General features: G+C 63.4%; 23 protein-coding genes and 1 tRNA gene. 6 read left to right on the plus strand and 18 right to left on the minus strand.

Annotation, left to right across the window (positions count from 1 at the left end):
* Together CR103_RS14495 and ychF are read right to left on the minus strand one after the other, a co-directional pair.
* Nucleotides 1–459 (minus strand): MOSC N-terminal beta barrel domain-containing protein (locus tag CR103_RS14495; RefSeq protein WP_229443096.1); only part of this gene is annotated, 459 nt, incomplete at its 3' end.
* A 71-nt stretch (nt 460–530) separates the two neighbouring features.
* Entirely contained in the window at nt 531–1,622 is a 1,092-nt protein-coding gene (gene ychF, locus CR103_RS14500) for a redox-regulated ATPase YchF (protein ID WP_099916688.1), read from the minus strand.
* A 461-nt stretch (nt 1,623–2,083) separates the two neighbouring features.
* Here ychF and CR103_RS23870 point away from each other — a divergent pair, with 461 nt between their 5' ends.
* Nucleotides 2,084–2,212 (plus strand): hypothetical protein, encoded by a 129-nt coding sequence (locus tag CR103_RS23870; RefSeq protein WP_267874001.1) that lies wholly within the window; start codon nt 2,084–2,086, stop codon nt 2,210–2,212.
* Between the two features lie 128 nt (nt 2,213–2,340).
* Here CR103_RS23870 and pth read toward each other — a convergent pair whose 3' ends face one another.
* From pth to CR103_RS14535, 7 genes are all read right to left on the minus strand, one after another.
* A complete protein-coding gene (gene pth, locus CR103_RS14505; RefSeq protein ID WP_099916689.1) occupies nt 2,341–2,925 on the minus strand; it encodes an aminoacyl-tRNA hydrolase in 585 nt (194 codons plus the stop codon).
* Between the two features lie 99 nt (nt 2,926–3,024).
* Entirely contained in the window at nt 3,025–3,672 is a 648-nt protein-coding gene (locus CR103_RS14510; RefSeq protein WP_099916690.1) for a 50S ribosomal protein L25/general stress protein Ctc, read from the minus strand.
* Nucleotides 3,673–3,862: 190 nt separating this feature from the next.
* Nucleotides 3,863–4,813, minus strand: a complete 951-nt coding sequence (locus CR103_RS14515) for a ribose-phosphate pyrophosphokinase (protein WP_099916691.1) — start codon at nt 4,811–4,813, stop codon at nt 3,863–3,865.
* A 151-nt stretch (nt 4,814–4,964) separates the two neighbouring features.
* A tRNA-Gln gene (locus CR103_RS14520) sits at nt 4,965–5,041 on the minus strand.
* A 66-nt stretch (nt 5,042–5,107) separates the two neighbouring features.
* Nucleotides 5,108–6,028, minus strand: coding sequence for a 4-(cytidine 5'-diphospho)-2-C-methyl-D-erythritol kinase (gene ispE, locus CR103_RS14525; protein ID WP_229443098.1), 921 nt, complete (start codon nt 6,026–6,028; stop codon nt 5,108–5,110).
* 2 nt (nt 6,029–6,030) lie between these two features.
* Nucleotides 6,031–6,651 (minus strand): outer membrane lipoprotein LolB, encoded by a 621-nt coding sequence (locus CR103_RS14530; protein WP_099916692.1) that lies wholly within the window; start codon nt 6,649–6,651, stop codon nt 6,031–6,033.
* A 10-nt stretch (nt 6,652–6,661) separates the two neighbouring features.
* Nucleotides 6,662–8,467, minus strand: coding sequence for a tetratricopeptide repeat protein (locus CR103_RS14535; RefSeq protein WP_099916693.1), 1,806 nt, complete (start codon nt 8,465–8,467; stop codon nt 6,662–6,664).
* Nucleotides 8,468–8,564: 97 nt separating this feature from the next.
* Between CR103_RS14535 and mutM the strand changes: the two genes are divergently transcribed.
* From mutM to mutY, 3 genes are read left to right on the plus strand one after another with little or no spacing between them, the layout of a single operon-like run.
* Nucleotides 8,565–9,398, plus strand: a complete 834-nt coding sequence (gene mutM, locus CR103_RS14540) for a bifunctional DNA-formamidopyrimidine glycosylase/DNA-(apurinic or apyrimidinic site) lyase (protein ID WP_099916694.1) — start codon at nt 8,565–8,567, stop codon at nt 9,396–9,398.
* 54 nt (nt 9,399–9,452) lie between these two features.
* The gene (locus CR103_RS14545) at nt 9,453–11,387 is read left to right on the plus strand and encodes a dynamin family protein (protein ID WP_099916695.1); all 1,935 of its coding nucleotides are present in this window, start codon (nt 9,453–9,455) and stop codon (nt 11,385–11,387) included.
* 10 nt (nt 11,388–11,397) lie between these two features.
* Nucleotides 11,398–12,492, plus strand: coding sequence for an A/G-specific adenine glycosylase (gene mutY / locus CR103_RS14550; RefSeq protein WP_099916696.1), 1,095 nt, complete (start codon nt 11,398–11,400; stop codon nt 12,490–12,492).
* 193 nt (nt 12,493–12,685) lie between these two features.
* On the opposite strand, the gene CR103_RS14555 is transcribed toward mutY, so the two are convergent.
* From CR103_RS14555 to CR103_RS14590, 8 genes are read right to left on the minus strand one after another with little or no spacing between them, the layout of a single operon-like run.
* Entirely contained in the window at nt 12,686–13,822 is a 1,137-nt protein-coding gene (locus CR103_RS14555) for a deoxyguanosinetriphosphate triphosphohydrolase (protein WP_099916697.1), read from the minus strand.
* Nucleotide 13,823: 1 nt separating this feature from the next.
* A complete protein-coding gene (gene aroKB, locus CR103_RS14560) occupies nt 13,824–15,464 on the minus strand; it encodes a bifunctional shikimate kinase/3-dehydroquinate synthase AroKB (protein ID WP_099916698.1) in 1,641 nt (546 codons plus the stop codon).
* 32 nt (nt 15,465–15,496) lie between these two features.
* Entirely contained in the window at nt 15,497–17,602 is a 2,106-nt protein-coding gene (locus CR103_RS14565) for an Ig-like domain-containing protein (protein WP_099916699.1), read from the minus strand.
* 29 nt (nt 17,603–17,631) lie between these two features.
* Nucleotides 17,632–19,812 (minus strand): type IV pilus secretin PilQ, encoded by a 2,181-nt coding sequence (locus CR103_RS14570; protein WP_099916750.1) that lies wholly within the window; start codon nt 19,810–19,812, stop codon nt 17,632–17,634.
* A gap of 11 nt (nt 19,813–19,823) precedes the next feature.
* Nucleotides 19,824–20,366, minus strand: a complete 543-nt coding sequence (locus CR103_RS14575) for a pilus assembly protein PilP (RefSeq protein WP_099916700.1) — start codon at nt 20,364–20,366, stop codon at nt 19,824–19,826.
* The gene (locus tag CR103_RS14580) at nt 20,363–21,034 is read right to left on the minus strand and encodes a type IV pilus inner membrane component PilO (protein WP_099916701.1); all 672 of its coding nucleotides are present in this window, start codon (nt 21,032–21,034) and stop codon (nt 20,363–20,365) included. The genes CR103_RS14575 and CR103_RS14580 overlap by 4 nt, the downstream gene beginning before the upstream one ends.
* Nucleotides 21,035–21,050: 16 nt before the next feature.
* The gene (locus tag CR103_RS14585; protein ID WP_099916702.1) at nt 21,051–21,653 is read right to left on the minus strand and encodes a PilN domain-containing protein; all 603 of its coding nucleotides are present in this window, start codon (nt 21,651–21,653) and stop codon (nt 21,051–21,053) included.
* Nucleotides 21,653–22,726, minus strand: coding sequence for a pilus assembly protein PilM (locus tag CR103_RS14590; RefSeq protein ID WP_099916703.1), 1,074 nt, complete (start codon nt 22,724–22,726; stop codon nt 21,653–21,655). The genes CR103_RS14585 and CR103_RS14590 overlap by 1 nt, the downstream gene beginning before the upstream one ends.
* A 352-nt stretch (nt 22,727–23,078) precedes the next feature.
* Between CR103_RS14590 and CR103_RS14595 the strand changes: the two genes are divergently transcribed.
* Complete coding sequence (locus CR103_RS14595; protein ID WP_099916751.1) at nt 23,079–25,430, plus strand: penicillin-binding protein 1A; 2,352 nt, start codon at nt 23,079–23,081, stop codon at nt 25,428–25,430.
* A gap of 29 nt (nt 25,431–25,459) precedes the next feature.
* Here the strand turns inward: CR103_RS14595 and cyaY are convergent, their stop codons facing one another.
* Nucleotides 25,460–25,786, minus strand: coding sequence for an iron donor protein CyaY (gene cyaY, locus CR103_RS14600; protein ID WP_099916752.1), 327 nt, complete (start codon nt 25,784–25,786; stop codon nt 25,460–25,462).
* A gap of 42 nt (nt 25,787–25,828) precedes the next feature.
* Here cyaY and lptM point away from each other — a divergent pair, with 42 nt between their 5' ends.
* Entirely contained in the window at nt 25,829–25,996 is a 168-nt protein-coding gene (gene lptM, locus CR103_RS24160; protein ID WP_370659446.1) for an LPS translocon maturation chaperone LptM, read from the plus strand.
* Nucleotides 25,997–26,005 lie beyond the last annotated feature (9 nt).

A 26,005-nucleotide genomic window follows, 5' to 3' on the forward strand; every position in this document is an offset into this window, starting at 1 on the left:
GAAACGCATCAGCCGGCAGCGCGCGCCGAGCACGCAGGAGAACCAGGCAGCGGCGGCCTCGCCGCAGTCGTCCGCCAGCACGCGGTCGTCCCACAGGCCGACCTCGCGGGTGGCGGCCGGTCCGGCCGGCGCCAGCGCAAGCGCGGCCATGCCCGGCGCGCGCAATGTAAGGACGCCGGCATCGACGCGCGGCGTGACCAGCGCCATGCGCGGATGTTCGCGCTGGGTGAGGAACTGGCCGTCCGGGTCGACGACCATCCATTCGCGGTCGCCCACGCCGTCGACCTCGAGGCCGGCGCGGGTCAGCGTCGCAGCAGGCACCGACAGGCCGGCGCATGACTTGACCGGGTAGATAATGAGGTGGGACAGGATCGCCATGCTGAGTACCGGGTCGGAATAAATTAAAAAAATGGCGCCGCTCAGCGTGCGCGCGGCGCCCTTGGCAAGTTTTTTCAACATTGCCATTTTGCCTTCTCGGGGATTCAAAAAAGGGCGCCAACGGCGCCCTTCGAAAACACATGCTGCTATTTTTATACGTTGAACAGGAAGTTCAGCACATCGCCATCCTTGACAACGTACTCCTTGCCCTCGGCGCGCATCTTGCCCGCTTCCTTGGCGCCGGCCTCGCCCTTGCAGGCGACGAAGTCGTTGTAGGCGATGGTCTGGGCGCGGATGAAGCCGCGCTCGAAGTCGGTGTGGATGACGCCAGCCGCCTGCGGCGCGGTGTCGCCGACGTGGATGGTCCAGGCCCGCACTTCCTTGACGCCGGCGGTAAAATAAGTTTGCAGGCCGAGCAGATTGTAGGCGGCGCGGATCAGGCGATCGAGGCCCGGCTCCTGCATGCCCATGTCGGCCAGGAAGGCGCCCTTGTCGGCGTCGTCCAGATCGGCAATCTCCGACTCGATCGAGGCGCAGATGGCGACGATCGGCGCGTTTTGCGCCTTGGCGTAGGCAGTCAACTGGTCGAGCAGCGGGTTGTTGGTAAAACCCGTATCGGACACGTTGGCGACGAACATCGCCGGCTTGGCGGTGATCAGGTACAGCGTCTTGATCATCGCCATTTCTTCGTCGTCGAGGCCCATCGTGCGCACAGGTTTTCCCTGGTCGAGGTGGGGCATCAGGCGCTCGCAGATGGCAACCAGCTTGGCGGCATCCTTGTCGCCCGAACGCGCTTTCTTGCTCTCGCGGTGAATCGCTTTTTCGACGGCGGCCATGTCGGCCAGCGCCAGCTCGGTCTGGATCACTTCGATGTCGTCGAGCGGGCTGACCTTGCCGGCGACGTGGATCACGTTGTCGTCTTCGAAGCAGCGCACCACGTTGACGATGGCATCGGTCTCGCGGATGTGCGACAGGAACTGATTGCCCAGGCCCTCGCCTTTCGACGCGCCCGCCACCAGACCGGCGATGTCGACGAACTCGACGATGGCATTGACCAAGCGCTCCGGCTTGACGATGGCGGCCAGCGCATCCATGCGCGGGTCCGGCACCTCGACGACGCCGACGTTCGGCTCGATGGTGCAGAACGGGTAGTTCTCGGCCGGAATGCCGGCACGGGTCAGCGCATTGAAAAGGGTGGACTTGCCGACGTTAGGCAGGCCGACGATGCCGCATTGGAGACTCATGGGAAGGCTTTCTGATTCGATGGTCGAGGATCGCGCAGGCGCGGGTTCCCCGAAACCCGTTATTGTACCGGCATTACGTGCAGCTCCCCCATCCATGGGCGATGTTGTAGCCGAAATTGCAGACGAAATTGCACCCGGCATGCTGCACCCGCGCTACTGTCGCATGACGGGTAGATGTTTTTTATGGCCAACAAACACTAGGAATTCGCCAGCTCGGTGGCGCTGATCAAGGCGCCTAACTATTTTCAGCCGGTAAAGAATCGACCCGCGTACGCGCTACGCATGGCCCGGGCAAAGCGATACTCTCCGGGAAATGTGCGGCGGCCGGCTGATTCGACACCACGCTCGAACACTGCAATTCTGGCTATCAAACAACGCGCTGATCTGTATCAGTGATCAGCATCAAGGATGCACTATCGTAATAACCGGCACACCACTTAACACACCCGTGGAGCGACGATATGTACTTAAAACATCAACATGATGCGCACGTGCTGGCCTATCTCATGGACCAGCTGCAGTGGCAGCGCCTGCCGCTCTTATTCCGGCTCGTGCTGGCAGCGATTCATTGGTGGCAGGCACGCCGGTAAGCGACGCGGCGAACTCGTCGCACAACCGCTGCCCCTCCCCGTCGCGCGCTGCCAGTTGCGAATCGGCTCATCGTGAAAGTGAACTCACGGGAAAATTATCGCCCCGCGTGTCGGCGCGCCCGAACCGGTCAAACCGTATGCAACTGCATCGTCGCGGCATCGAATTTGCCGTCAATTGCCAGCGGCAGCACGCGCAGACTTTTCTCGATCGCTTCCTCGATCAAGACCTGCTCTTCCTTGCGCGGCCGGTGCAGCACGTAGTCGGCCACTTGCTGCTGCGAGTTCAGGCTGCGCGGGTGGCCGATACCTAAGCGCAGGCGCCAGTAATCTTGGGTGCCGAGCGCGGCGGTGATGTCCTTGAGGCCGTTGTGGCCGCCCGACGAGCCGCCCTTTTTCAGTTTTGCCACGCCCGGCGCCAAGTCGAGCTCGTCGTGCACGACCAGCACTTCGCCTGGCTCGATCTTGTAGAAGCGGGCCAGCTGGCCGACCGACAGCCCGGAGCGGTTCATGAAGGTGAGCGGCTCCAGCAGCCACAGCTCGTTGCCGGCTATCGTGGTCTTGGCAACCAGGCCGTTGAAGCGCGCTTCGCGCTGCAGCCGGCAGCCGGGAAGGCTGTTGGCCAGGTTGTCGACCAGCCAGAAGCCCGCATTGTGGCGGGTTGGTTCGTATTCGGGGCCGGGGTTGCCGAGGCCGACGATGAGGCGTATGGACATAGGAAGCAGATGTAAAGAAAACGTGATTATCCGGGAAAACGGCGAAAAAAAACCCGCCGGGCGCGAGCCGGGCGGGTTTTTCTTACCGAGACTAAAGAATTACTTCTTTGGCTTGGCAGCGATCTTGGCGGCAGCGTCGGCTTCGGAAGCGGCTGCGGCAGCAGCGGACTCTTCTGCTTCAGCGGCAACGTGGCCGGCTGGCACGGCAGCGGTAGCAACGGTCTGGGTCGCACCGGTGACGACGGTAACGCCTTTTGGCATGACCAGGTCGGCAACGTGGATCGAGTGGCCGACGTCGATGTTGGCCAGGTCGACTTCGATGAACTCAGGCAGGTCGGCTGGCAGGCAGCTGATTTCGATTTCCGACAGCACGTGCGAGACGATTGCGGCGTGCAGCTTGACGGCCGGCGACACGTCGGCGTTGATGAAGTGCAGCGTCACTTTCGTGTGCATCATGGCTTTGGCGTCGACGCGCTGGAAGTCAGCGTGCATGACCAATTGCTTGTATGCGTGCATCTGGAAGTCGCGCAGCATGACTTGCTGGCTGGCGCCGTCGATTTCCAGGTCGAGGATCGAACCGTGGAAGGCTTCTTTTTTCAGCGCGTGGTACAGCGCGTTGCCGTCCAGCGAGATCATGACCGGGGCTTCGGTGCCACCGTAGATGATGCCCGGAGTCTGGCCGGAAGTACGCAGGCGGCGGCTCGCTCCGGACCCCTGCAATGTGCGATTGAATGCGATAACTTTCATGTGTTACTCCAAGAATTGCGGGGCTTGATTGCCCCGCGGTGTGAAGACCCCCGCGACCAGGGGTCTTCCGAATATGAGCGCAGCATCGCACTCAAGAAAAGGGTACCAACAGCAAATGTTGAAACACCAACGGCGCACCAGCTCATTGCCGGTGCGCCGCAGGTTGGGCAGCATGAAAAGCCTGCTGTATTTAATCGATAAACAGCGACATCACCGAGTCGCCCTTGCTGATCCGCTTGAACGTCTCGGCCAGCAGCGGTGCGCACGTCAGCTGGCGGATCTTGCTGCAGGCGGCCGCTTGGGCGGACAGCGGGATCGTGTCGGTCACCACCAGCTCGTCGAGGGGCGAAGCGGCAATGCGCTCGATCGCCGGGCCCGACAGCACCGGGTGGGTACAGTAGGCCACGACTTTTTTCGCGCCGCGTTCCTTCAACACTTCGGCAGCCTTGGTCAGCGTGCCGGCGGTGTCGACCATGTCGTCCATGATGACGCAGTTGCGCCCTTCGACTTCACCGATGATGTTCATCACTTCCGACACGTTCGCTTTCGGGCGCCGCTTGTCGATGATGGCCAGGTCGCAGCCGAGGCGCTTGGCCAGCGCACGCGCGCGCACTACGCCGCCGACGTCGGGCGAGACCACCAGCAGGTCGTCGTAGTTCTTTTTTTGCAAGTCGCCCAGCAAAATCGGCGAGGCGTAAATGTTGTCGACCGGAATGTCGAAGAAGCCTTGAATCTGGTCTGCGTGCAAGTCCATGATCAGGACGCGCTCGACGCCGGCTTTTTCAAGCATGTTGGCCACTACCTTGGCCGAGATCGCCACGCGCGCCGAACGCGGACGGCGGTCCTGGCGGGCGTAGCCGAAGTACGGGATGGCGGCGGTGATGCGGCCAGCCGAAGCGCGCTTCAAGGCATCGACCATCAGGATGATTTCCATCAGGTTGTCGTTGGTCGGGCAGCAGGTCGACTGCAACACGAAAACGTCTTTACCACGGACGTTCTCGTTGATTTCGACCATCACTTCGCCATCGGAAAACTTCGAGACATTTGCCTTGCCAAGGGAGATGCCGAGGTTTTTTGCGACTCCTTCTGCCAACGCCGGATTAGCGTTGCCGGTAAAAACCATCAGGTTTTCGTAAGCCATGGGAGTCCCAAGAGAGTAGCGTTGATTATTTCTTTGAAAGACGCCGGCCGATCATACCGTGCCGGCACTATGCTAGGATGACCCGCGAGAGCGGATCGATCAATCCTGCTGTCTGGACGCAAACCTCGCATCGACAGGCCAGCAAAACGAATGGCAGGGGAACAAGGATTCGAACCTTGGTATGCTGGAATCAAAATCCAGTGCCTTAACCAGCTTGGCGATTCCCCTACGCAACTGACTGCTTGTCGTGACATTTGACGCATTGTATCGTCAAACATCTCGCCAAGCCGAATTCTATTCTATAACTCTACCAACTTGCAACAGCGCGTGCATCGGATGACGCTGAAGCGATTGCGCTTTCCAACCACCCCAGACCTGGGGCACCTTGGCCAGCACCGCCTCGGCCTCGAGCTCACTGGAAAATGCGCAGAACACGCATGCTCCGGAGCCAGTCATCCTGGCGTCGCCATAGCTACTTAACCATCGAACCGCTTCGGCTACCGGCGGGAACAGTCGAGTTGCTACCGGCTGCAAGTCGTTCTTGCCAAACCCTTTGCGATCTGTTTGGATCACCAGGTGCCTGGAAAAGTCCGCTATTCTGACCGGTTTTGTGTCCCGTGTCAAATCCTCGGAGGAAAATATTGCAGCGGTCGGCACGGCAACTCCGGGCTCGATGACCACATACCAGCAGTCGCGCGTCGTTACCGCTTGCAACTGCTCGCCGACGCCTTCGGCAAAGGCGTTCTCGCCGAAGATGAAGAACGGAATATCCGCGCCCAGCGGCAGGCTCAGCGCCATCAGTTCGGCACGGTCCAGACCCGCCTGCCACAGGTGGTTGACTGCGATCAACGCGGTGGCGGCGTCGGACGAACCGCCGCCCAAGCCGCCGCCCATCGGCAAGCGCTTGTCGATGGCGACGTCGACACCGGGCGCCGGGCGGCCGTGGCGGCGCGCGAATTCAAGCGCCAGCAGGCGCAACGCACGCACGATCAGGTCAATTTCCTCAGGCACGCCGGCAACAATGGTGGTGCGCCGGACCAGGCCGTCGGCGCGCAGGTCGAAGTGCAGCGTGTCGCCATGATCGACCAACTGGAACACGGTCTGCAGCTGGTGGTAGCCGTCGGCGCGGCGGCCATTGATGTGCAGGAAAAGATTGAGTTTGGCCGGGGCCGGGCAGTCGTGCAGCGAATGTTGTCGAAACGAAATTTGATGCACCGTCAGCCCTGGCCGTCGATAAGAATGCGGATCGCCAGTGCGTCGGCGCTGGCGTTGGTGACCCGCTCGGCGTCGATGCGCTTGGGCATTGGCCGCGCCGCCGTCTCATCTTGCCACGACACAAAGCGCAGCCGCCAACCGTCGGCCGTCAGCACGTTGTTGTTGGCCGGCGTGGCGGTGAAGCGCTTGCCGTCGGCACCGGTGGCGTAGCCTTGCAGCCAGTCGCGCAGGCCCGACACTGGCAACGACCAGCCGAGCGACTCGGCGGTGAGCGTGTCGAGGTCCTTCGCCACGCGCGGCACCTTGTCGGCCTGCACCAGCGTGGCCGACTGCGGCGTGATGCTGATGGTGGCGATGGTCGCCATCGACGACGACAGGCTGACGTCGATCCGTCCCGGCGTTTGCGACCAGTTGAACTTACCGGTGAGCGACTCCGGATTGCCGTCCTTGCGGTAATTGATTGATAGCCGGCCGGCCGCCTCGAAGCTGTCCTGGTAGAGCCCGGCCTGCAGCGGCTGTGACGTTTTGACAGGAGTGCTGGCGCAGCCGGCCAGCAACGCAGTGCCGAGGCTAAGGCAAAGGCTGACCCGCACGGCGGCGGCATGAAATTTTATTGATGGCATCGTGATTCCGTTACAAGTTCGCGTTCAGGCGCGCGAGCGTATTTTTGAGCGTGTCGTTCTTCGGGTCTTTGGCACGCGCTTCGCGCCACAGTTTCTGGGCGTCCGCTTTCTGCCCCTTCTGCCACAGCACTTCGCCCAGATGAACTGCAATCTCGGGATCGTTGCGCAGCGTATAGGCTTGGCGCAGCTGTGCCTCGGCCGCGTTCAGGTTGCCAAGCCGGAACTGTACCCAACCCATGCTGTCCATGATGAACGGGTCGCCCGGCGCCAGCTTCAGCGCCTTGTCGATCAGCTCGAGCGCTTCCTGCAGGCGCACGTTGCGTTCGGCCAAAGAATAGCCGAGCGCGTTGTAGGCGTGGTGATTGTCGGGCACCTGCGCGATCACCGCGCGCAGCGACTTTTCCATCACGTCGAGGCGGCCGGTTTTTTCCGCAAGCAAGGCGAAATCGTAGAGCAGGTCGGCGTTGCCCGGGAATTTCGCCACCGCCGCCTGCATCAGCACGTAGGCTTCGTCCAGGCGGCTGCTGTCACGCAGGATCTGCGCTTCGGTCAGCAGCACCTGCGACTGCTCGGCCGGCTGCGCCGCGGGCAGGTCGGCCAGCAGCTTGCGCGCTCCACTGATATCGCCGCCCTTGCCGACCAGTTGCGCGCGCTTGAGCTGGGCGTTGAACCAGCCCCCACCCTCGCCTTGTTCGACCTTGTCGAGCCACTTCATGGCGCCCTTCAGGTCGCCGCGCTCCTCGGCCAGCTGGGCCAGGATCACGAACACTTTCGACGCGTCGCGCTCTTCGTCCGGGTTGGTGTCCAGCACGTCGGTGAAGCGGATTAAATATTGCTCGGCGCCGGCCTGGTCGTTCAGCTGCAGCGACACGATGCCAAGCGCGTACAAGGTGCCGAGATTGTCCGGCTGGGCCTTCTGCAACGCCAGGAACTGCTGGCGCGCCAGCTCGTACTGCTTGCGGCTCACCAGCACGCGGGCATACGCGGCGCGCACTTCGCGCGCGCCCGGATTGGCCGCCAGGAAGGCCGACAGCACGGCGGCCGAGCCGGCCTCGTCGTCGGTGACCTGGGCCAGCGTCAGCACCGCGATTTCGGCGTCGGGCTTCAGCGAGAGCGCCGTGCGCGCTTCCTTGACCGCCACCGCGCCGGCACCGCGGGCGAACGCCGCCTGCGCCAGCACGATATGCGCTTCCATGCTGTCGGCGTAGGGAGTCATCAGCCGTTCGGTCATGGCGAAGCCGGCGGCCTTGTCCTTGGCGCGGGCCAGCAATTGCTGCGCATGGAACATGGCCATGCCGCGCTCGGCCGGGGCCGCCGCTTGCAGGCGCCGGCGCAGGATCGGTTCGGCCTCGGCCAGATTGTCGGACATGATCACGAAGCCGAGATAGTACTGGGACGCCTCTTCGGAATCGGGGGCCAGCTGGCGCCACAGGCGGATTGCCGCCAGGGTCGGTTCGCCCTGCTTCGACAACAACGCCATTTCAGTGGCGCGCTGGGCCAGGCGCGGATCGCGCGTGCGCTGGGCGGTGGCCATCATGGCCAGGTAAGCCGGCTGCCAGTTGCCATCGCGAAATTCAATCTCGGCCTTCATCAGCCTGTACAGCAGCTCGCCGGTGAGCGCCACCTTCGGCAAGCGCGCCGCGATTGCGCTCGCCTCGGCCGCGGCCGCAGCCTCGGCGGCGGCGGCGGCGTCAACGGTGGCGTCGGCCTGGACCGGGCCGGGCGCAGGTGCGGGTGCTGTTTGCGCCGCTGCCGGCGCCGCCATGCACGCGGACAGCAGGCCTGCGAGGGTTACAATGGCGAAAGCGTTTTTCAAGGCAATTCCAAGATGACACGAATGATCACAGATTCTACGCCCAACCCTTCCTTTGCGTGCGCGCTCGCCACTATAATATTGATGTTACGGAACTGACATGCCGGAATTGCCAGAAGTCGAAGTCACGCGGCTCGGCATCGCGCCCCACCTCGAAGGCCGGCGGGTCGAAAGCGTGCTGCTGCGCCGCGACGGCCTGCGCTGGCCGTTCCCCCCTGCCCTGTCGGCCACGCTTGCCGGCCAGCGCATCCTGCTGACCGGCCGGCGCGGCAAGTACCTGTTGATCCATTTTGCCCATGGCACGCTGATCATCCACCTCGGTATGTCGGGTCATTTGCGCGTGCTGCCGCCCGGTACCGAGCCGAAAAAACACGACCATTTCGACCTCGTCGTCGAGGCCGGCGATGGCACGCAAGTGCTGCGCCTGCACGATCCGCGCCGCTTTGGCGCCGTGCTGTGGCATGCCAGCGACGACGGCGAACTCGGCCAGCACGTGCTGCTACGCGGCCTCGGCGTCGAACCGCTGGAGCCGGGGTTTTCCGGCGAGCTGATGTTTCGCGCCAGCCGCAAGCGCAGCGCGCCGGTCAAGCAATTCCTGCTGGCGGGCGATGTGGTGGTCGGGGTCGGCAACATCTACGCCTGCGAAAGCCTGTTTCGGGCAGGCATTAATCCAAAGACAAGCGCCGGCCGTATATCGCGTGGCCGCTACGACAAGCTGGCAATTGCCATCCGCAATATCCTGGCCGAAGCCATCAATCAGGGCGGCAGCACGCTGCGCGATTTTATTGCGGTGAATGGCCAATCGGGGTATTTCCAACAGACGTATTTCGTCTATGATCGTGAAGGAGTGCCGTGTCGCAACTGTGGCGCGCCGGTGCGCAGGATCGTGCAAGGGCAGCGTTCGACGTTTTACTGTGTGAATTGCCAAAAATAGACGTAAAGGCCGCCAACCGCGGCGAAATAACAACGCAACAACGCAAGGTGAACGATGGTGCAGGATTTCGAACAATACGGCGCATGGCGCCAGGGCGTGGTGGCCGCGCTCGAGAGCTACCAGATGTGGGTCAACGCGGCCGAACTGACCGACGGCGCCACCGCGCAGCGCATCGCGCGCGCGCTGGCGCGCCTCGCCGACGACAAGCTGTCGGTCGCCTTCGTCGCCGAGTTCTCGCGCGGCAAATCCGAACTGATCAACGCCATTTTTTTCGCCGATTACGGCCAGCGCATCCTGCCGTCGGCCGCCGGGCGCACCACCATGTGCCCGACCGAACTGATGTACGATCCGGCCTGGCCGCCCTGCCTGCGCCTGCTGCCGATCGAAACGCGGGCAAGCAACCTGTCCACTTCCGACTACCGCGACGACCCTGCCGCCTGGACCGTGCTGCCGCTGGCGCTGGCGCTGGATGCGGGAACCAGCCTGCACGAGACGTTCAAGCAGGTCAGCCTCACCAAGCAGGTCAGCGTCGCCGAAGCCCAAAGTTACGGCCTGTACGACGAGCGTGACCCCGACGTCGCCGCCACGCTGGACGCCGACGGCATGATCGAGATTTCGCTGTGGCGCCATGCGATCATCAATTTTCCTCATCCGCTGCTCAAGCAAGGCCTGGTGATCCTCGACACGCCGGGCCTGAACGCGATCGGCACCGAACCCGAACTGACGCTGAACCTGATCCCGAACGCGCACGCGGTGCTGTTCATCCTGGCCGCCGAAACCGGCGTGACCAAAAGCGACATCGAAGTGTGGCGCACCCATATCGGCGCCGGCGCCGGCCGCATTGTCGTACTCAACAAGATCGACGCGATGTGGGACGAACTGAAGTCAGAAGCGCAAAACGACGCCGAGATCGAACGCCAGCAGGCCAGCGTTGCCCATTTGCTCGGCCTCGAGCCGCACCAGGTGTATCCGGTGTCGGCGCAGAAGGCGCTGGTCGCCAAGATCAACGACGACATGGCGCTGCTGAAAAAAAGCCGCCTTGGCACGCTCGAAGCGGCGCTGTTCAACGAGCTCATTCCGGCCAAGCAGGACATCATCCGCCAGCAGCTGGCCGACGACATGGCGCGGCTGGTCGGCGCCCAGCAGGCGATGATCGGCGCGCGCATCCGCGACCTGGTCGAGCAACTGCAGGAACTGAAAAGCCTGCGCGGCAAGAACCAGGGCGTGATCGCGCACATGATGCGCCGCATCGACATCGAGAAGAAGGAATTCGACGCCAGCCTGGTCAAGCTTGCCGGCACCCGTTCGGTGTTCGCGCGCCTGTCGACGGAGCTCTTCACCACGCTAGGCATGGCCGCCGTGCAGCAGGAAATCGACGCCGTGCGCGACGCCATGCAGGCAAGCCGCTTCGCCACCGGCATGCGCGCGCCGGTCAAGTATTTTTTCGACCAGGCCAAGGTCAACCTGGACGATTCGGCCCGCAAGATCGCCGAAATCGGCGAGATGATGGAATCGATGTACCGCAAGTTCTCGACCGAGCACGGGCTGGCGCTGTCGCTGCCGATGGCCTTCTCGCTCGACAAGTACCGGCACGACATCGACGCCATCGAAGCGGTCTACCTGAAGCAGTTCGGCACCGCCACCCTGATCATGACCAGCCGCGGCACGCTGATGGAACGCTTTTTCGATTCGATCGCCTCGCGCGTGCGGCGCACCTACCGCGGCGCCAACGCCGACGCCGAGGCGTGGCTGAAGGTGATCATGGCGCCGCTCGAAGCACAGATCCGCCAGCACAAGGAACAGCTCAAGCACCGGCTGGCGTCGATCCAGCGCATCCATGACGCCACCGACAGCCTGGAACACAAGATCGAGGCGTTCGAGGCGTCTCACCGCGACCTCGAAAAAGTCAGGGCCCAGTTGCACCAGCTGGCAGGTGGCGTGACGCTGGCGCTGCAGTCGCAGCTGGCGCCATTGAAGACAGCGGCGTGAAGGTGACGACATGAAGCGGCTGACCGAATTCGACCAGTTCGCCGACCCGACGTTTTCAAGCGCCGTCGTCGACTGGCAGCGCCAGCATGGCCGCCATGCGCTGCCGTGGCAAAACACCACCGACGCCTACCGCATCTGGCTGTCCGAGATCATGCTGCAGCAAACCCAGGTTAGCGCGGTGCTGGGGTATTACGCCCGCTTCCTCGATCGCTTTCCTACTTTGCTTGCGCTGGCCGAAGCGCCGCAGTCCGACGTGATGGCGCTGTGGAGCGGGCTTGGTTACTACACCCGGGCACGCAACCTGCACGCCTGCGCGCGGCGCGTGGCATCCGAATACGGCGGCGTGTTCCCGAGCGACCCGAAGCTGCTGGCCGGCCTGCCGGGCATCGGCCGTTCGACCGCCGCCGCGATTTCGGCCTTTTCGAGCGGTACCCGCGCCGCCATTTTGGACGGCAACGTCAAGCGCGTGTTCGCGCGCGTGTTCGGCATCGACCAGTACCCCGGCATCAAGGCGGTGGAAGACGTGCTGTGGCGGCGCGCCGAAGCGTTGCTGCCCGACAGCGGCATCGAAAGTTACACGCAGGGGCTGATGGATCTGGGCGCGACCTTGTGCAAGCGCTCATCGCCCGATTGCGCGCGCTGCCCGCTGCGCGAGCGCTGCGTCGCGTTTGCGCTTGGGCGCACCGCCGAACTGCCGGTGCGCAAACCCAAAAAGACCAATCCCGAAAAGCGCGCGGCGATGCTGGTGATTTTTGATGCCGGCCAGGTGCTGCTCGAGCAGCGTGCCGGCAGCGGCATCTGGGGCGGCTTGCTGTCGCTGCCAGAAGTGGACGGGCATGGCGACTTCGATGCGCCGATGCCGGATGCGCTGGCGGCGGCCGGCCGCTTCGGCGTGGTGGAGGAAGTGCAGGCGCTGCTCCCGCTGGTGCACGTTTTTACGCACTACAAGCTGCATATTTATCCGCACAGGATCGCGCTGGGGCAACGCTCGGCGCCGGAACCGCGGTATGTTTGGTGGGATTTGGCGGAAATCGAAAAAGCGCCGCTGCCGGCGCCGGTGAAAAAGCTGCTGGTCCAGCTCACGCAGCCGGCCCTGTTCATTTGAGCCGCTAACCCAGAGACCGTCATCCTGGCGCACGCGGGGATCAAATTTGCCCGATTAGTTGACCATTTTTTTAACGGACGAAGCCAGGCATTGTCGATATTTGCGAAAAATTGGGTCCCCGCATTCGCGAGGACGACGTGTCAGTTGTGGCCATTCGCCCTTTTGCGACACACTCTTTCGCGAAGACGACGTGTCAAAGTTCGTCGATCGAAAAAATGCGCCGGTGCTCGCGAATGGCATAACGGTCCGTCATGCCGGCGATGTAGTCGGAGATCTTGCGGGCCTGCTTGGCGACGTCGCCGCCGCCAACCTGGTAGTCCGGCGGCAGCAACACCGGGTCCTGCATGAACGCGCCAAACAGGTCATTCACGATGCGGCTGGCCTTGACGCGCGTCCGGTTGACCTTGTAATGGCGGTACAGGTTGCCGTGCAGGAAACGCTTGAGGGCGGAGGTGTCGGCGCGCATGGCGTCGGAGAAGCGGATCAGCGGCGAACAGGCGCGCACCTCGTCGATGCTTTGCGGCGCCGCGTCGGCGATCAGCGCCTGGGACGTCTCGACGACGTCGGCCGTCATCACGGTGATCATCCGGCGCGACGTTTCGTACAGCGCGCGCCGGCCCGGCAGGCCTGGATACTGCGCTTCGACGGCGTGGCGGTGGCGCGCGAACAGATCGACTTCTTCCATTTGCGCCATCGTGATCAGGCCGGAGCGCAGGCCGTCGTCGATGTCGTGGTTGTTGTACGCGATTTCGTCGGCCAGGTTGGTCAATTGCGCTTCCAGGCTCGGCTCGGTGCGTTTGAGGAAGCGGTGGCCGACTTCGCCGAGCTGGCGCGCGTTCGCCTGCGAGCAATGCTTGAGGATGCCTTCGCGCGTTTCGAACATCAGGTTCAGGCCGTCGAAGGCGCCGTAGTGCTCCTCGAGCGAATCGACCACGCGCAGGCTTTGCAGGTTGTGCTCGAAGCCGCCGTAATCAGCCATGCATTCGTTGAGCACGTCCTGGCCGACATGGCCGAACGGCGTGTGGCCGACGTCGTGCGCCAGCGAGATCGCTTCGACCAGGTCTTCGTTCAGCTGCAGGCTGCGCGCCAGGGTGCGGCCGATCTGCGCCACTTCGATCGAGTGCGTCAGCCGGGTGCGAAACAGGTCGCCTTCGTGGTTGAGGAAGACCTGGGTCTTGTACTCGAGGCGGCGAAAAGCGGTCGAGTGAATGATGCGGTCGCGGTCGCGCTGGAATTCGCTGCGCGAGCCGGCCGGCGCCTCGGCGAACTGGCGTCCGCGTCCGCGCGCCGAGTGCGCGGCGTACGGGGCGAGGCGGTCATCGAAGTTCATGTCAGGCGCTGCAGGCGGCCAGCGTTTCGAGCAGCAGCTCGCGCGGCGCGCCGCCGATGCTCGGGCTGCCCAGCGGCTTGAGCAGGATGAACTTGATCGCGCCGCCTTCGTTTTTCTTGTCCACTTCCATCAGCTCGACCCAACGCTCAAAGCTGAACTTGGGCGCCACCGTCGGCAGGCCGGCGGCGGCCACCAGGTCGCGCATGCGCGCCACCGTCGCTTCGTCGACCAGCCCCATGCGGCGCGACAGGTCGGCCGCCATCACCATGCCGCAGCCAACCGCCTCGCCGTGCAGCCATGCGCCGTAGCCAAGGCCGTTTTCGATGGCGTGGCCAAAGGTGTGTCCGAAATTGAGGATGGCGCGCAAGCCGCCTTCGCGCTCGTCCTGGCGCACCACTTCGGCCTTGATTTCGCACGAGCGGGCAATCGCGTGCGCCAGCGCGGCCTGGTCGCGCGCCATCAGCTTGCCGATATTGCGCTCGACCCACTCGAACAAGGCGAGGTCGATGATGGCGCCGTGCTTGATCACTTCGGCCAGTCCGGCCGACAGTTCGCGCGCCGGCAGCGTCGCCAGGGTGGCGGTATCGGCCAACACCGCGCGCGGCTGGTAGAAGGCGCCGATCATGTTCTTGCCGAGCGGGTGGTTGATGCCGGTCTTGCCGCCGACCGAGGAGTCGACCTGCGCCAGCAGCGTGGTCGGCACCTGCACGAACGGCACGCCGCGCATGTAGCTGGCCGCGGCGTAGCCGGTCAGGTCGCCGATCACGCCGCCGCCAAGCGCCACCAGCGTCGTCTTGCGATCGCACTTGTTGGCCAGCAGCGCGTCGAAGATCTGCATCAGCGAGGCGTGGTTCTTGTACTGTTCGCCGTCCGGCAGGATGATCTCGATCACGTCCAGCCCGGCCGCGCGCAAGGGCGCCGCGACCGTGTCGAGATACAAAGGCGCGACGGTGGTGTTGGTGACGATGGCGACCCGGCGGCTCTTGACGTGACGCGCCAGCAGCGCCGGGTCGGCCAGCAGGTTGACGCCGATCGCGATCGGATAGCTGCGCTCGCCCAAGTCGACGTTGAGCGTGAAGGTGGATGCCGGGATGGGCAGCGAGGTGGTCGAAGCGTTCATTGATGGGTCGGACGCGAGAGCTTGCGCGAGGCGTGCGGCTTCGAGCAGGTCCAGCTGGTCCAGAATGGTCTGAACCATCGATTGTACGTTAGGACGGCCGGTGTCGATGACCAGCCTGGCAATTTCGCGGTACAAAGGCTCGCGCTGGGCCATCAGTTCTTCGAGCCGGCGGCGTGGATCGGCGGTCTGCAGCAGTGGGCGGCTCTTGTCGTTCGACACGCGCAGCATGATGCTGTGGACGCTGGCGCGCAGGTAAATCACGGTGCCGCGCGCGGCAAGAATGGCGCGCGTCTGCGCGTCGAGGACGGCGCCGCCGCCGGTGGCCAGCACCACGCCGTCTTCGGCGCACAGGTCGCGGATGATTTCCGCCTCACGGCGCCGGAAGCTGTCTTCGCCCTCGATTTCGAAGATCCACGGAATCGAGGCGCCAGTGCGGGCCTCGATCTCGTGGTCCGAGTCGATGAAGCGTTTGCCCAGTTTGCGGGCGAGGATGCGGCCGATTGTCGTCTTGCCAGCCCCCATCAGTCCTACGAGATAGATATTTCCAGATTTCACTATTTTGATTTGAACGGGAACAGCGTCGCGGTACCTTTCGGTGTCGTCACCTTGACCGAAAAATAGCCGGGAGCGCAATTCGCGTCCGGTTTAATGTTCACGGTATGAATGGTACCGCCAATTGCGTTGGTCGATGGAACTTTGTCTGGCGAAAACGTCAATGGTGCCAATTTATCCGCGTCGACGGCACCCACGGTGGTGCCGAAAGGCATCGGGTTGTTGTTGATATCGAACAGACGGAACGATAGCGGCTGGACCGAGCAAGAGGTACCGGCGACACCGGCGATCAGGCTCGGGTCGCCGTCCGCCGTGGTCCAGTCGCGGCAGACTTCGCCGCTGCAGAATTGCCGCACCATCCGCGGCACCGAGCCGCTGAAGGTCACTTCGAAGGCGCGCCGGATGTAAGTGATGCCGAACGAAGCCGGGCCGGCGACGCGGAAGTCGGTATGGTTGTACGGGAACGGCTGGTCGCCGTTGGCCGCATCGTAGCTGCCGTCGAGCCAGTCGCCTGGCATCGCGCCGGTGGTCGGCCCGAGCTTGCCGGAATCGAGGAAAGCGTCGCCCAGCGCCTCGAACGGCTCGCCGCCGTCGCGCGGGCAGGTATCGACCAGCGGCCGGTAGAGCCCCGGCCCGCTGAAGGCGGGGCAACTGTATTGGCCATCGCCGTTGCTGTCGATAAATGTCGGAATGCCTTGGGCGAACGCCAGCACCGTTACACGGCCGTTCCTCGGCCGGAATTCCTGGCTCTTGAGCGGCACCGTGCAGAAGCCGTCCTTGGTGGTGCAAGCGCCTTGCAACGAGCTGCCGATGGCGCCGCCTTCGGTGACGAAATTGATGGCAGTGCCGTCCGACACCTTGTTGCCGTACTGGTCGGCCAGCGCCACGGTGATGTTGCTCACTTCGCCGTCACTGAGCCATCCCTCGATGTTAAAGCTGTCGGCACTCATCGACATCGACTTCTGGATCGGCAGGCCGGTCGAGATCGTCAATGCATCTGACAGGCCGCTGATGGTGACGCCATTGCGGGTCGCTTCGGCAGTCACCCGCACCGGCGTCGGGATGGTGCCGGACGAGACCATCGTGTTGACGTTGCCGGTGCTGTCGGTGGTGGCGATCGCCGGCGTCACTGCCAGACCGCCGGTATTTGTGGTGGCGGTGAACCTGACTTCGACGCCGGCCAGGCCGTTGTTGTGCTGATCAACCACGCGGAACGTCAGCTGGGCCGCTTCGGAACGGCCGAGGCCGCCCGAGCCCTTGAGTACGATCGATGTGCCGGTCAGGTTCGAGCCGACGAACTGCACGGTGCCGATATTGGCGGCGTCGACCTTCACATCGATGGACTGGGAAGAGTTGCCGACAGCGACGGTGATAACGTCGTTGACGCGCCGGCAGCCGTTATTCGTGTAGGTAGCCAGTTGGACGCCGTTGGCCAGCGTGCCCGGCACCAACGTAGCGAGGCCATCGCCGACGCACAACGACGACATCGTCAGGCCGACGACGTTATTGACCGGCTGGCCGCCGCTGGTGATCGGAATGTTCAGCGACAAGGTCGAAAAGGCCGGCAGGCTGCCGACTGGCTTCGGATCGAAAGTCAATGCGCCCACCGTCAACGGTGCGGCGCCGACAGCGATATTCGACGACGCAGTGGCGGTCTTGCTGTCGATGACAGAAGTAGCGCTAATCGCCACCGCGCCGGAAGCGGTGACGCTGGCCGGCTTGATGGTAATTACCGCCACGCCTGCCGCATCGGTCAGCACTGAACCCGATGCTGGGGTGAATTCAACCAAGGCGTCGCTGGTGGTGAACTTGACGATGGCGCCGGCCACGGGCGCGCCGGTGGCGGTGGTAAGAGTTGACTTGACCGTGCCGCTCTGGCCGCCCGACAGCGTGGTGATGGCGTTGCCGCCGCCGTCGACGATGGCCAGCTTGATTGCCGGACCCTGCCCTACCGTACCGGCACCGGTGCCGGGGCCGGCGCCGGTGGACATCCCCGGCGAGCCGCCGCCGCCGCCGCAGGCGGCCAGCGTCGCCGCGATCAGACCGACGGCCGAGTAGCGGGCAAGCGTGGCAAGGGTGGCGAGCGGATGGTCTAGATTCGGGCGCATGGCAATTCCAGTATTATTTTTATGAGGGATTAATGAATCGGGACGCTGTCGGCGACGATCTTCGGCGTCAGGAACACCAGCAGTTCCGTCTTCGACGTCTCGCGTCCGGTGGTCTTGAACAGGTAGCCGACCACTGGCAGGTCGCCCAGCAGCGGCACCTTGGTGTCGTTGTTGCGTTCTTGCTGCTGGTAGATCCCGCCCAGCACCACGGTGCCGCCGTTTTCGACCCGCACCTTGGTCTTGATGTGCTGGTTGTTGATGGCGAAACCGGCCGGTGTGATGTCTCCCTTCGAATCCTTGTTCACTTCCACTTCCAGTACGACGTTGCCATCGGGCGTGATCTGCGGCGTCACTTCCATGCGCAGGTTGGCCTTCTTGAAGGTGATCGAAGTGGCGCCGCTGCTGGTGGCGACCTGGTACGGCAGCTCGATGCCCTGCTCGATGATGGCGACCATCTTGTCTTCGGTCAGGATGCGTGGACTGGAAATGATCTTGCCCTTGCCGTCGGCTTCGAGGGCCGACAGTTCCAGGTTCAGGAAGCGGTTCGCCGCAGCCGAGAACAGGCTGAAGGCGAGCGTGGCCGGCGGGATGGTGCCGATGGCGGCGGCCGGCAGGTTCAGGAACTGGGTGTTGTTGAACGAGTCGGCCGTGCCGGCTACCTGGCCGGTAGTCTGGCCGATGCCGGCCAGGTTACCGCCGACGGCAACGCGGTTGTTGCCGTTGACCTGGTAGCCAGAATCGCCGCCGCGCACGGTGCGCATGTCGTTAAAACCAAGCTTGGCGCCGAGGTTGCGGCTAAAGCTGTCGCTCGCCTCGACCAGCCGCGCTTCGATCAACACCTGCCTGGAGGCGACGTCGGTTTTAACAATCAGCTTGCGGATGTCTTCGATTTTCGAGGCGATGTCGGTGATGAACAGCTGGTTGGTACGCACATCGATGATGGCGCTGCCGCGCTTGGAGAGCACGCGGTTCTTGCTGTCGCCGCTGCCGCCGTCGAGGCCGGCCACGGTGCGGAACGATTCGGCCTTCTGGTAATTGAGCTGGAAAATTTCCGAGCGCAGCGGCTCGAGATCGGCGATCTGGGCGCGCTGCTCGAGTTCGAGCTTTTCCTTGGTCAGCATTTCTTCCTTGGGCGCGATCCACAGCACCGTGCCGTTCTTGCGCATGTCCAGGCCCTTGGCCTGCAGCACGACGTCGAGTGCCTGATCCCACGGCACTTCCTTCAGCCGCAACGTCAGGTTGCCGGTCACCGAATCGCTGGTGATGATGTTCAGACCCGAAATGTCGGCGATCGCCTGCAGGGCGGCGCGCACTTCGACGTTCTGGAAGTTGAACGACAGCTTTTCGCCACGGTAGCCCTGGGTACCCTGCGCCAGCTTGTTAGGGTCGTCGCGGATCGGCTTGACGTCGATCACCAGCTGGGTGTCGCTCTGGTAGACGGTCTGTTCCCACAGGCCGCGCGTCTCGATCGTCATGCGCACGTTGTCGCCTTGCGGAACCGTCGTCACCAGCGCCACCGGGGTGCCGAAGTCGGTGACGTCGAGCCGGCGGCGCAGGGTCGGCGGCAGGCCGGTCTTCATGAAGTCGACCAGCACCTTGTTGCCGACCTGGCGCACGTCGACCGCCACCTGGCTGTTCGGCAGGTCGACGACGATGCGGCCTTCGCCGTTCGCGCCGCGCTTGAAATCCATGTCGCGCAGCAGTTGTCGCCCTGTGGGCGGCACTTGGCTCCCTGGCGTGGCGCTGGCCTGCGCCGGCAAGCCGGCGGCGTTGACCGCCTGCGCCACGCCGCCGGAACCTTCCACCGTGACGATCACGGACTTGCCGTCGATCGCGGTGGCGTAGTTCAGCGGCCGCTTGAGATTCAACACCAGGCGCGTGCGTTCGCCCGCCTGCACCACGTTGATGGAGCGCAGGTCGCCCTGGTTGATGTCCTGGGTATTCTTGCCAGTGGCGTTGACGGTGGCGCCGAAGTCGAGCGCGATACGGGTCGGGTTGGTGATCGAAAACCCGATCGGCAGCTTGGCCGGCGCGTGCTTCATGGCGATGTTGACCACCACGTTCGAGCCCTGCTGGTTGGCCGTGATCGATTCGATCGCGTTGTCCTGGGCCAGCGCCGCCGAACCGGCAAGCGCGAGCACCAGCGATGCGCCAAGGCCTACCAGCGGCCGAAGTACACTGAGCGGACCGAATAGGCCGGTACGGTTCATGTTGAATGCGATCATTTCTTGCTCTCCTTACTTTCTTGCAACTCCAGCTTCGACAAGCGCTCGACCCATTCGCCGCCGGCATCTTGAACCACTTCCTTGATATTGACCGCCGTCTCGCTGACACCGGTCACCAGCCCGTAGTTCTGGCCGATCCGCTGGCCTGTCCTGACCTGGTGCAACGCGCGGTCAACCTGCAGCAGCGAATAATTGATACCCGCTTTCTGGATCACCCCGACCATCATGAAAGTGTCGAGCGGGAAGTTCTCCAGCGGCTCCTTGCGGCGGTCCATGTCCGGCTTGAACTTGTTATCGCTCTTCTCGGCCACGCGCGCCAGCTCGGCGAGCAGCTTGTTGGGGCTGAACGGATCGATCTGTTCGCGCGCCGCATAGGCAAATGGGATGAAGGTTTTCGGCTCGGCGATCGGCACCACCGATACGCGCGTGTCCTTCTTGACCTGCGCCATCCAGTCCTGGACTTCTTTGACGTCGCTGGCGCTGCAACCGGCCAGCAGGATTGCCGTCAGCGCCGTAGCGCCGCTGCGAAGAATCGTCATTGGGCAGCTTTCTTGGCCAGCTTTTGCTTGTCGGCGCGCGCCTTGCGCTGCGCGGCGGCCTCGTCCGGATCGAGGTAGCGGAACGTTTTTGCGACGGCGTCGAGCATCAGCACGCCGTCCTTGCCCGCCGTCAGCGACATGTTGTTGAGCGTGACAATGCGCTGCAGGTTGGCCATGTCGGCGGCGAAAGCGCCGATGTCGTGGTAGCTGCCGCTGACCTTGATGTCGATCGCCTGCTCGGCGTAGTAATCGCGCACCATCACGTTGCCTGGCTTGAACAGCTCGAACTGCAGGCCGCGACCGAGGCCGGCCTGGTTGATGTCGGTCAGCAGCGCGGCCATTTCGGCCTTGCTCGGCAGCTGCTTTTGCAGCCGCTCGACATATTGGTCCACTTGCGCCTTTTGAACCTGCAACGCCTCGAGGTTGATCGCCTGCGCCATCTTGATCGTGTACGCTTCGCGCAAGTTCATTTCCTGCTGCGCCAGCGCGTCGTGTTCTTCGAACTGGCTGCTCCAGTAGCCGACCCAGCCGAGCGCGATGACGGCGGCCATCGCGCCGGCGGCGCACAGCACGCGCGGCGCCAGCGGCCACAGGCCCGGATGGCGCCCGGCGAGGCCCTGGAACTGGCCCGACAGCTGCGCGCCGAGTTCTTTCAGATTGATGTCCATGGAGGTCCGATCGGCGTTACTTGGAGCTGGCGCCAGGAGCGTCGGTCGCGACCTGGATGTCGCGCGGGCGCTTGATTGCGACCGCCAGCGTGAATTCGACCACTTTCCTGCCCGTCTTGCTCTGGGCCAGCGGCACCGCCCGCACTTCGGTCAGCTCGGGCCGTTCCAGCCATGGTGAGGCGCCGCCGAGGTTGCGCAGCAGTTCGGCGACCCGCTCCTGCGACTGCGCCAAGCCGGACAGGGTGACACGCTGGCCATCCTGCTTGAACCCCTTCAGGTAGACGCCGGACGGCGCCTGCTTGACCAGTTCGTCGAGCAGGTAGACCGGCTGGTTGCGGTCGCCCTGCAGGTCCTCGACTGCCTGCTGGCGCGCTTTCAACGCTTCGATCTCCTGCTTCAAGGTAGCGATCGCGGCGATTTTTTTGTCCAGTTCGGCGTTGGCGTTTTTCAGCACCAGGTTGCGTTCGTTCTGGATCGAGATGCGGCTGGCGTTGTAGCCGCCAACGACCAGCACGACCGCCACGCCGAGGATGCCGCCCAGCGCCAGCAGCGCGGCGAAGGCGTTCCGCTTGAGCTTGCGCTTGGCTTCCCGGTGCGGGAGAAGATTAATCCTGATCATCAGCCAAATCTCCTCAGCGCCAGGCCACAGGCGACCAGGTAAGCCGGCGCCTCGGCGCGCAACTGCGATTCGCGCACCTCGGGTCCAAGCTGCATGCCCTTGAACGGTGACACCACGGCGGTGGAAATTTTGGTGCGGTTGGCGATCATGTCGAGCAGGCCGGGAATTAGCGCACAGCCGCCGGCCAAAAACAGCTGGTCGACGCGGGTGTACGGCGTCGACGTGTAGAAAAACTGGATTGCCCGGGTTACTTCCAGCGCGGCGTTTTCGAGGAAGGGGTTGAGCAGTTCGGCCTGGTAGTTTTCCGGCAGCTCGCCAGCTTTTTTCTTGGCGTCGGCCTCCTCGAACGACAGGCCGTAGGCGCGCACGATGTCTTGCGTGAGCTGGTTGCCGCCGAACGAATGCTCGCGCTCGTAGAGCGTTTCGCCGCCGGTCATCACCGAAATATGGGTGACCTGCGCGCCGATCTGGAACAAGGCGATGATCTGGTCCTGCCCGCCCGGCATCTGGTCGGTGATTCTTTCGAGCCCGGCGCGCGCGGCGTAGGAATCGATGTCCATCACCACCGCCGTCAGGCCGGCCGCTTCGGCGATGGCGACGCGGTCCTCGACTTTTTCCTTGCGCGCCGCTGCCAGCATGACGTCGATGTCGTCGGGCGAGTTGGCAGCCATGCCGAGCACGTCGAAGTCGAGGCTGACCTCATCGAGGGCGAACGGGATGTACTGGCTGGCCTCGGATTCGACCTGCACCTCGAGCTGGTCTTCCGTCAGCCCGGCCGGCAAGATGATTTTCTTGGTGATCACCGACGCCGGCGGCATGCCCAGCGCGACCAGCCTGACGCGGGTACCGCTCTTCTTCCAGACCCGGCGCACCGCTTCCGACACTTGCTCGATGTTTTCGATATTGCCGTCGACGACGGCGCCGCGCGGCAGCGGTTCGGAGGCATAGCGCTCGAGACGCAGCACATTTTTGCCGCCGTCGGCCAGCTCGACCAGGCGCACGCCGGATGTGCTGATGTCCAGGCCCAGCAAAGGGGGACTGGATGGCCCGAACAAGGAACCTAGATTGACCATCACGCGCGTGCTCCTCACCTACCTGGATCGTTACTTACGTTGCAAAAGTTTCTGTGCAGAACGAATAATGAAAACGCCCGCAGACGGGTATCTTGTTATAAAACCGTTATTTAGATCAGACATATAAGGCAATACATTAAATCGTAGCAACAAGCATCCAAGCCGTAAAGATATTTCTACGCTGGAATATTGTAGAGTTGGGCGGATTTGCGACACTCTGTGAACCGCGTGACATCTAAGTTGTCGGCGGGGTCACAGCGATCTTGAACCGGGACCTCAACCGAGTCGGGTTGCGTGGTAAAGGGCGTGCTTTATAATGAGGCGCATCAATATAGCGAAAGATTCGACCCGCATGAAATCTTCGACAACGGACAGCAAGCAATCCCCTCCCCGGCCAGGCAAGCCCAAGAACACGCCCAAGCGTGTGCTGCTGACCCTGCTCGGCATTTTGGCCGGCACCGCGCTGGCCGGCGTGCTGGTGGTGGTGTTCGCGCTGGCCATGGCGTACCCGAACCTGCCGGCGCTCGACACGCTGACCGACTACCGGCCCAAGATGCCGCTGCGAATTTTTTCGTCGGACGGCGTGCTGATCGGCGAATTCGGCGAAGAGCGCCGCACCCTGGTGCGCATCAACGATATTCCGGACGTCATGAAGAAGGCCGTGCTGTCGATCGAAGACGCCGGCTTCTATCAGCACGGCGGGGTCGACTACCTCGGCATCTTGCGCGCGGCGCTGCACAACGCCAGCGGCGGCGCGCGCCAGGGCGCTTCCACCATCACCCAGCAGGTGGCGCGCAATTTCTTTCTGTCGTCCGAACAGACATTGAAGCGCAAGGCCTATGAAGTGCTGCTGGCCTGGAAAATCGAGAAGAACCTCACCAAAGACCAGATCCTCGAGGTCTACATGAACCAGATTTACCTCGGCCAGCGCGCGTTCGGCTTTTCGTCGGCGGCGCAGATTTACTTCGGCAAGAACCTGAAAGACATCAGCATCGCCGAGGCGGCAATGCTGGCCGGCCTGCCGAAGGCGCCGTCGGCCTACAATCCGGTGGTCAACCCGAAACGGGCGCGTACTCGCCAGCAGTACATCCTGATCCGCATGCACACACTGGGCTACCTCACCGACGCCCAGTTCGAAGCGGCTAAAATCGAGCCGCTCAAGATCAAGACCGACAGCGGCGAATTCGGCGTGCACGCCGAGTACGTCGCCGAGATGGCGCGCCAGCTGGTGTACGAGCAATTCAAGGAAGAGACCTACACGCGTGGCCTGAATGTCTTCACCACGGTGACCAAGGCCGACCAGGACGCCGCCTACCTGGCGCTGCGGCGCGGCGTGATGGAGTACGAGAAGCGCCATGCCTACCGCGGCCCTGAATCGTACATCGACATCCCGACGACCAAGGAAGAAGCCGACGAGGCGATCGAAACCGAGCTGGCCGAGCATACCGACAGCGACGACATCATCGCCGCGATGGTGCTGCGCGCCAGCCCGACCGGCATCACGGCGGTGACGGCGTCGGGCGAGGAGATCAAGATCAGCGGCGCCGGCCTGACTTTTGCAAAGGAGTGGCTCACTGAAAAGGCGGCGCCGACCAAGCGCGTCAAGCGCGGCGCCGTAATCCGCGTCACGCAGGAAGGCGGCACCACCTGGAGCGTGACACAGATGCCGCAGATCGAGTCGGCTTTCGTCGCCGCCGACACCACCGACGGCGCAATCCGCGCGCTGGTTGGCGGCTTCGACTACAACCGCAACAAGTTCAACCACGTCACGCAAGCGTGGCGCCAGCCGGGCTCCTCGTTCAAGCCGTTCATCTATTCGGCCTCGCTCGAGCGCGGGCTGTCGCCGGCCACCCTCATCAACGACGCGCCGATCAGTTTTGATGCCGGCCAGACCGGCGGCCAAGCGTGGGAGCCGAAGAACTACGACGCCAAGTACGACGGTCCGATGACGATGCGGCGCGGCCTGACCAAGTCGAAGAACATGATTTCGATCCGCATCCTCAACAAGATCGGCGCCAAGTACGGCCAGGAATACGTCACCCGCTTCGGCTTCGACGCCGACAAGAACCCGCCATACCTGACACTGGCGCTCGGTGCCGGCGCGACCACGCCGCTGCAGTTGGCCGGCGCCTACGCGGTGTTCGCCAACGGCGGCTACCGCGTCAGCCCGTACCTGATTTCGAAGGTCACCGACTCCGACGGCAAGGTGCTGTCGCAGGCCAATCCGGACAAGGCCGGCGTCGAGGCCAACCGCGTCATCGACGAGCGCAATGCCTTCCTGGTCGACAGCATGCTCAAAGACGTGGTGCGCTTTGGCACCGCGACCAAGGCGCTGGTGCTCAAGCGCCCCGACATCTCCGGCAAGACCGGCACCACCAACGATTCGATCGACGCCTGGTTCGCCGGCTATTCCTCGAAGCTGGTGGGCATCGCCTGGATCGGCTACGACCAGCCGAAAAACCTGGGCAACAAGGAAACCGGCGGCGGCCTGGCCCTGCCGATCTGGATCGGCTACATGCAAAAGGCGTTGAAAAACTACCCGGTGGAAGAGCGGGTGGTACCGTCCGGCCTGGTGCAAGTGGGAGAAGAGTATTACTACGCCGAGAATCCGCCGGGAACCGGGGTGACGAGCCTGGACGTCGGCACGCGCGGCACCCCGGCCGAGGAGAAGCAGAAGGATGCGGTCAAGAACGAGTTGTTTTAACCGCTCACTGCAAAACCGTCGCGCCCAGCTTAGAGGGTGACCTCCGCCCCACCCTGCGCGCCGGCCAGCAGCGACAGCGCGGCAAACAATTCCGAGCCGTCGCGCGTGTTGATCCACTGCTCGCCGACCCGCTTGTAATGAAAACCGCCCGACTTGGCCGCCACCCACAGCTCCTGCATCGGGGCCTGGCTGTTGACGATGATCTTGCTGCCGTTGTCGATGAATTCAATCTCGAGCACGTTGCCGCTGCGCTTGCACTCGACGTCGAGCACGTCCTCGTCATTTAAGCGGTCAAGCGCCGCTTCGATCGTCGTGAGGGTCGACTCGGCCAGGCCGAGAAATTCTGTTTCGCTCATCATGCTACACTCCAAAGTCTTAATCCAACCGTGATTCTAATCGTGAAGTCATCCCTTGCGCTCATTATCGGCGCCGCCGCGCTGTTGGCAGGCTGCGGCCAGCCCGGCCCGCTGTTCATGCCGAAGCCCCCCCAATCGGCTGCCGCGCCGGCTGCGCCACCCGCGATACCAGTGATCCCGCCTTCTTCCCCACCATCCTCGCAACAATAAACACGAAAA

This window comes from Massilia psychrophila, assembly GCF_002760665.1.
In the GTDB taxonomy this organism is placed as follows: Bacteria; Pseudomonadota; Gammaproteobacteria; order Burkholderiales; family Burkholderiaceae_D; genus JAFCUW01.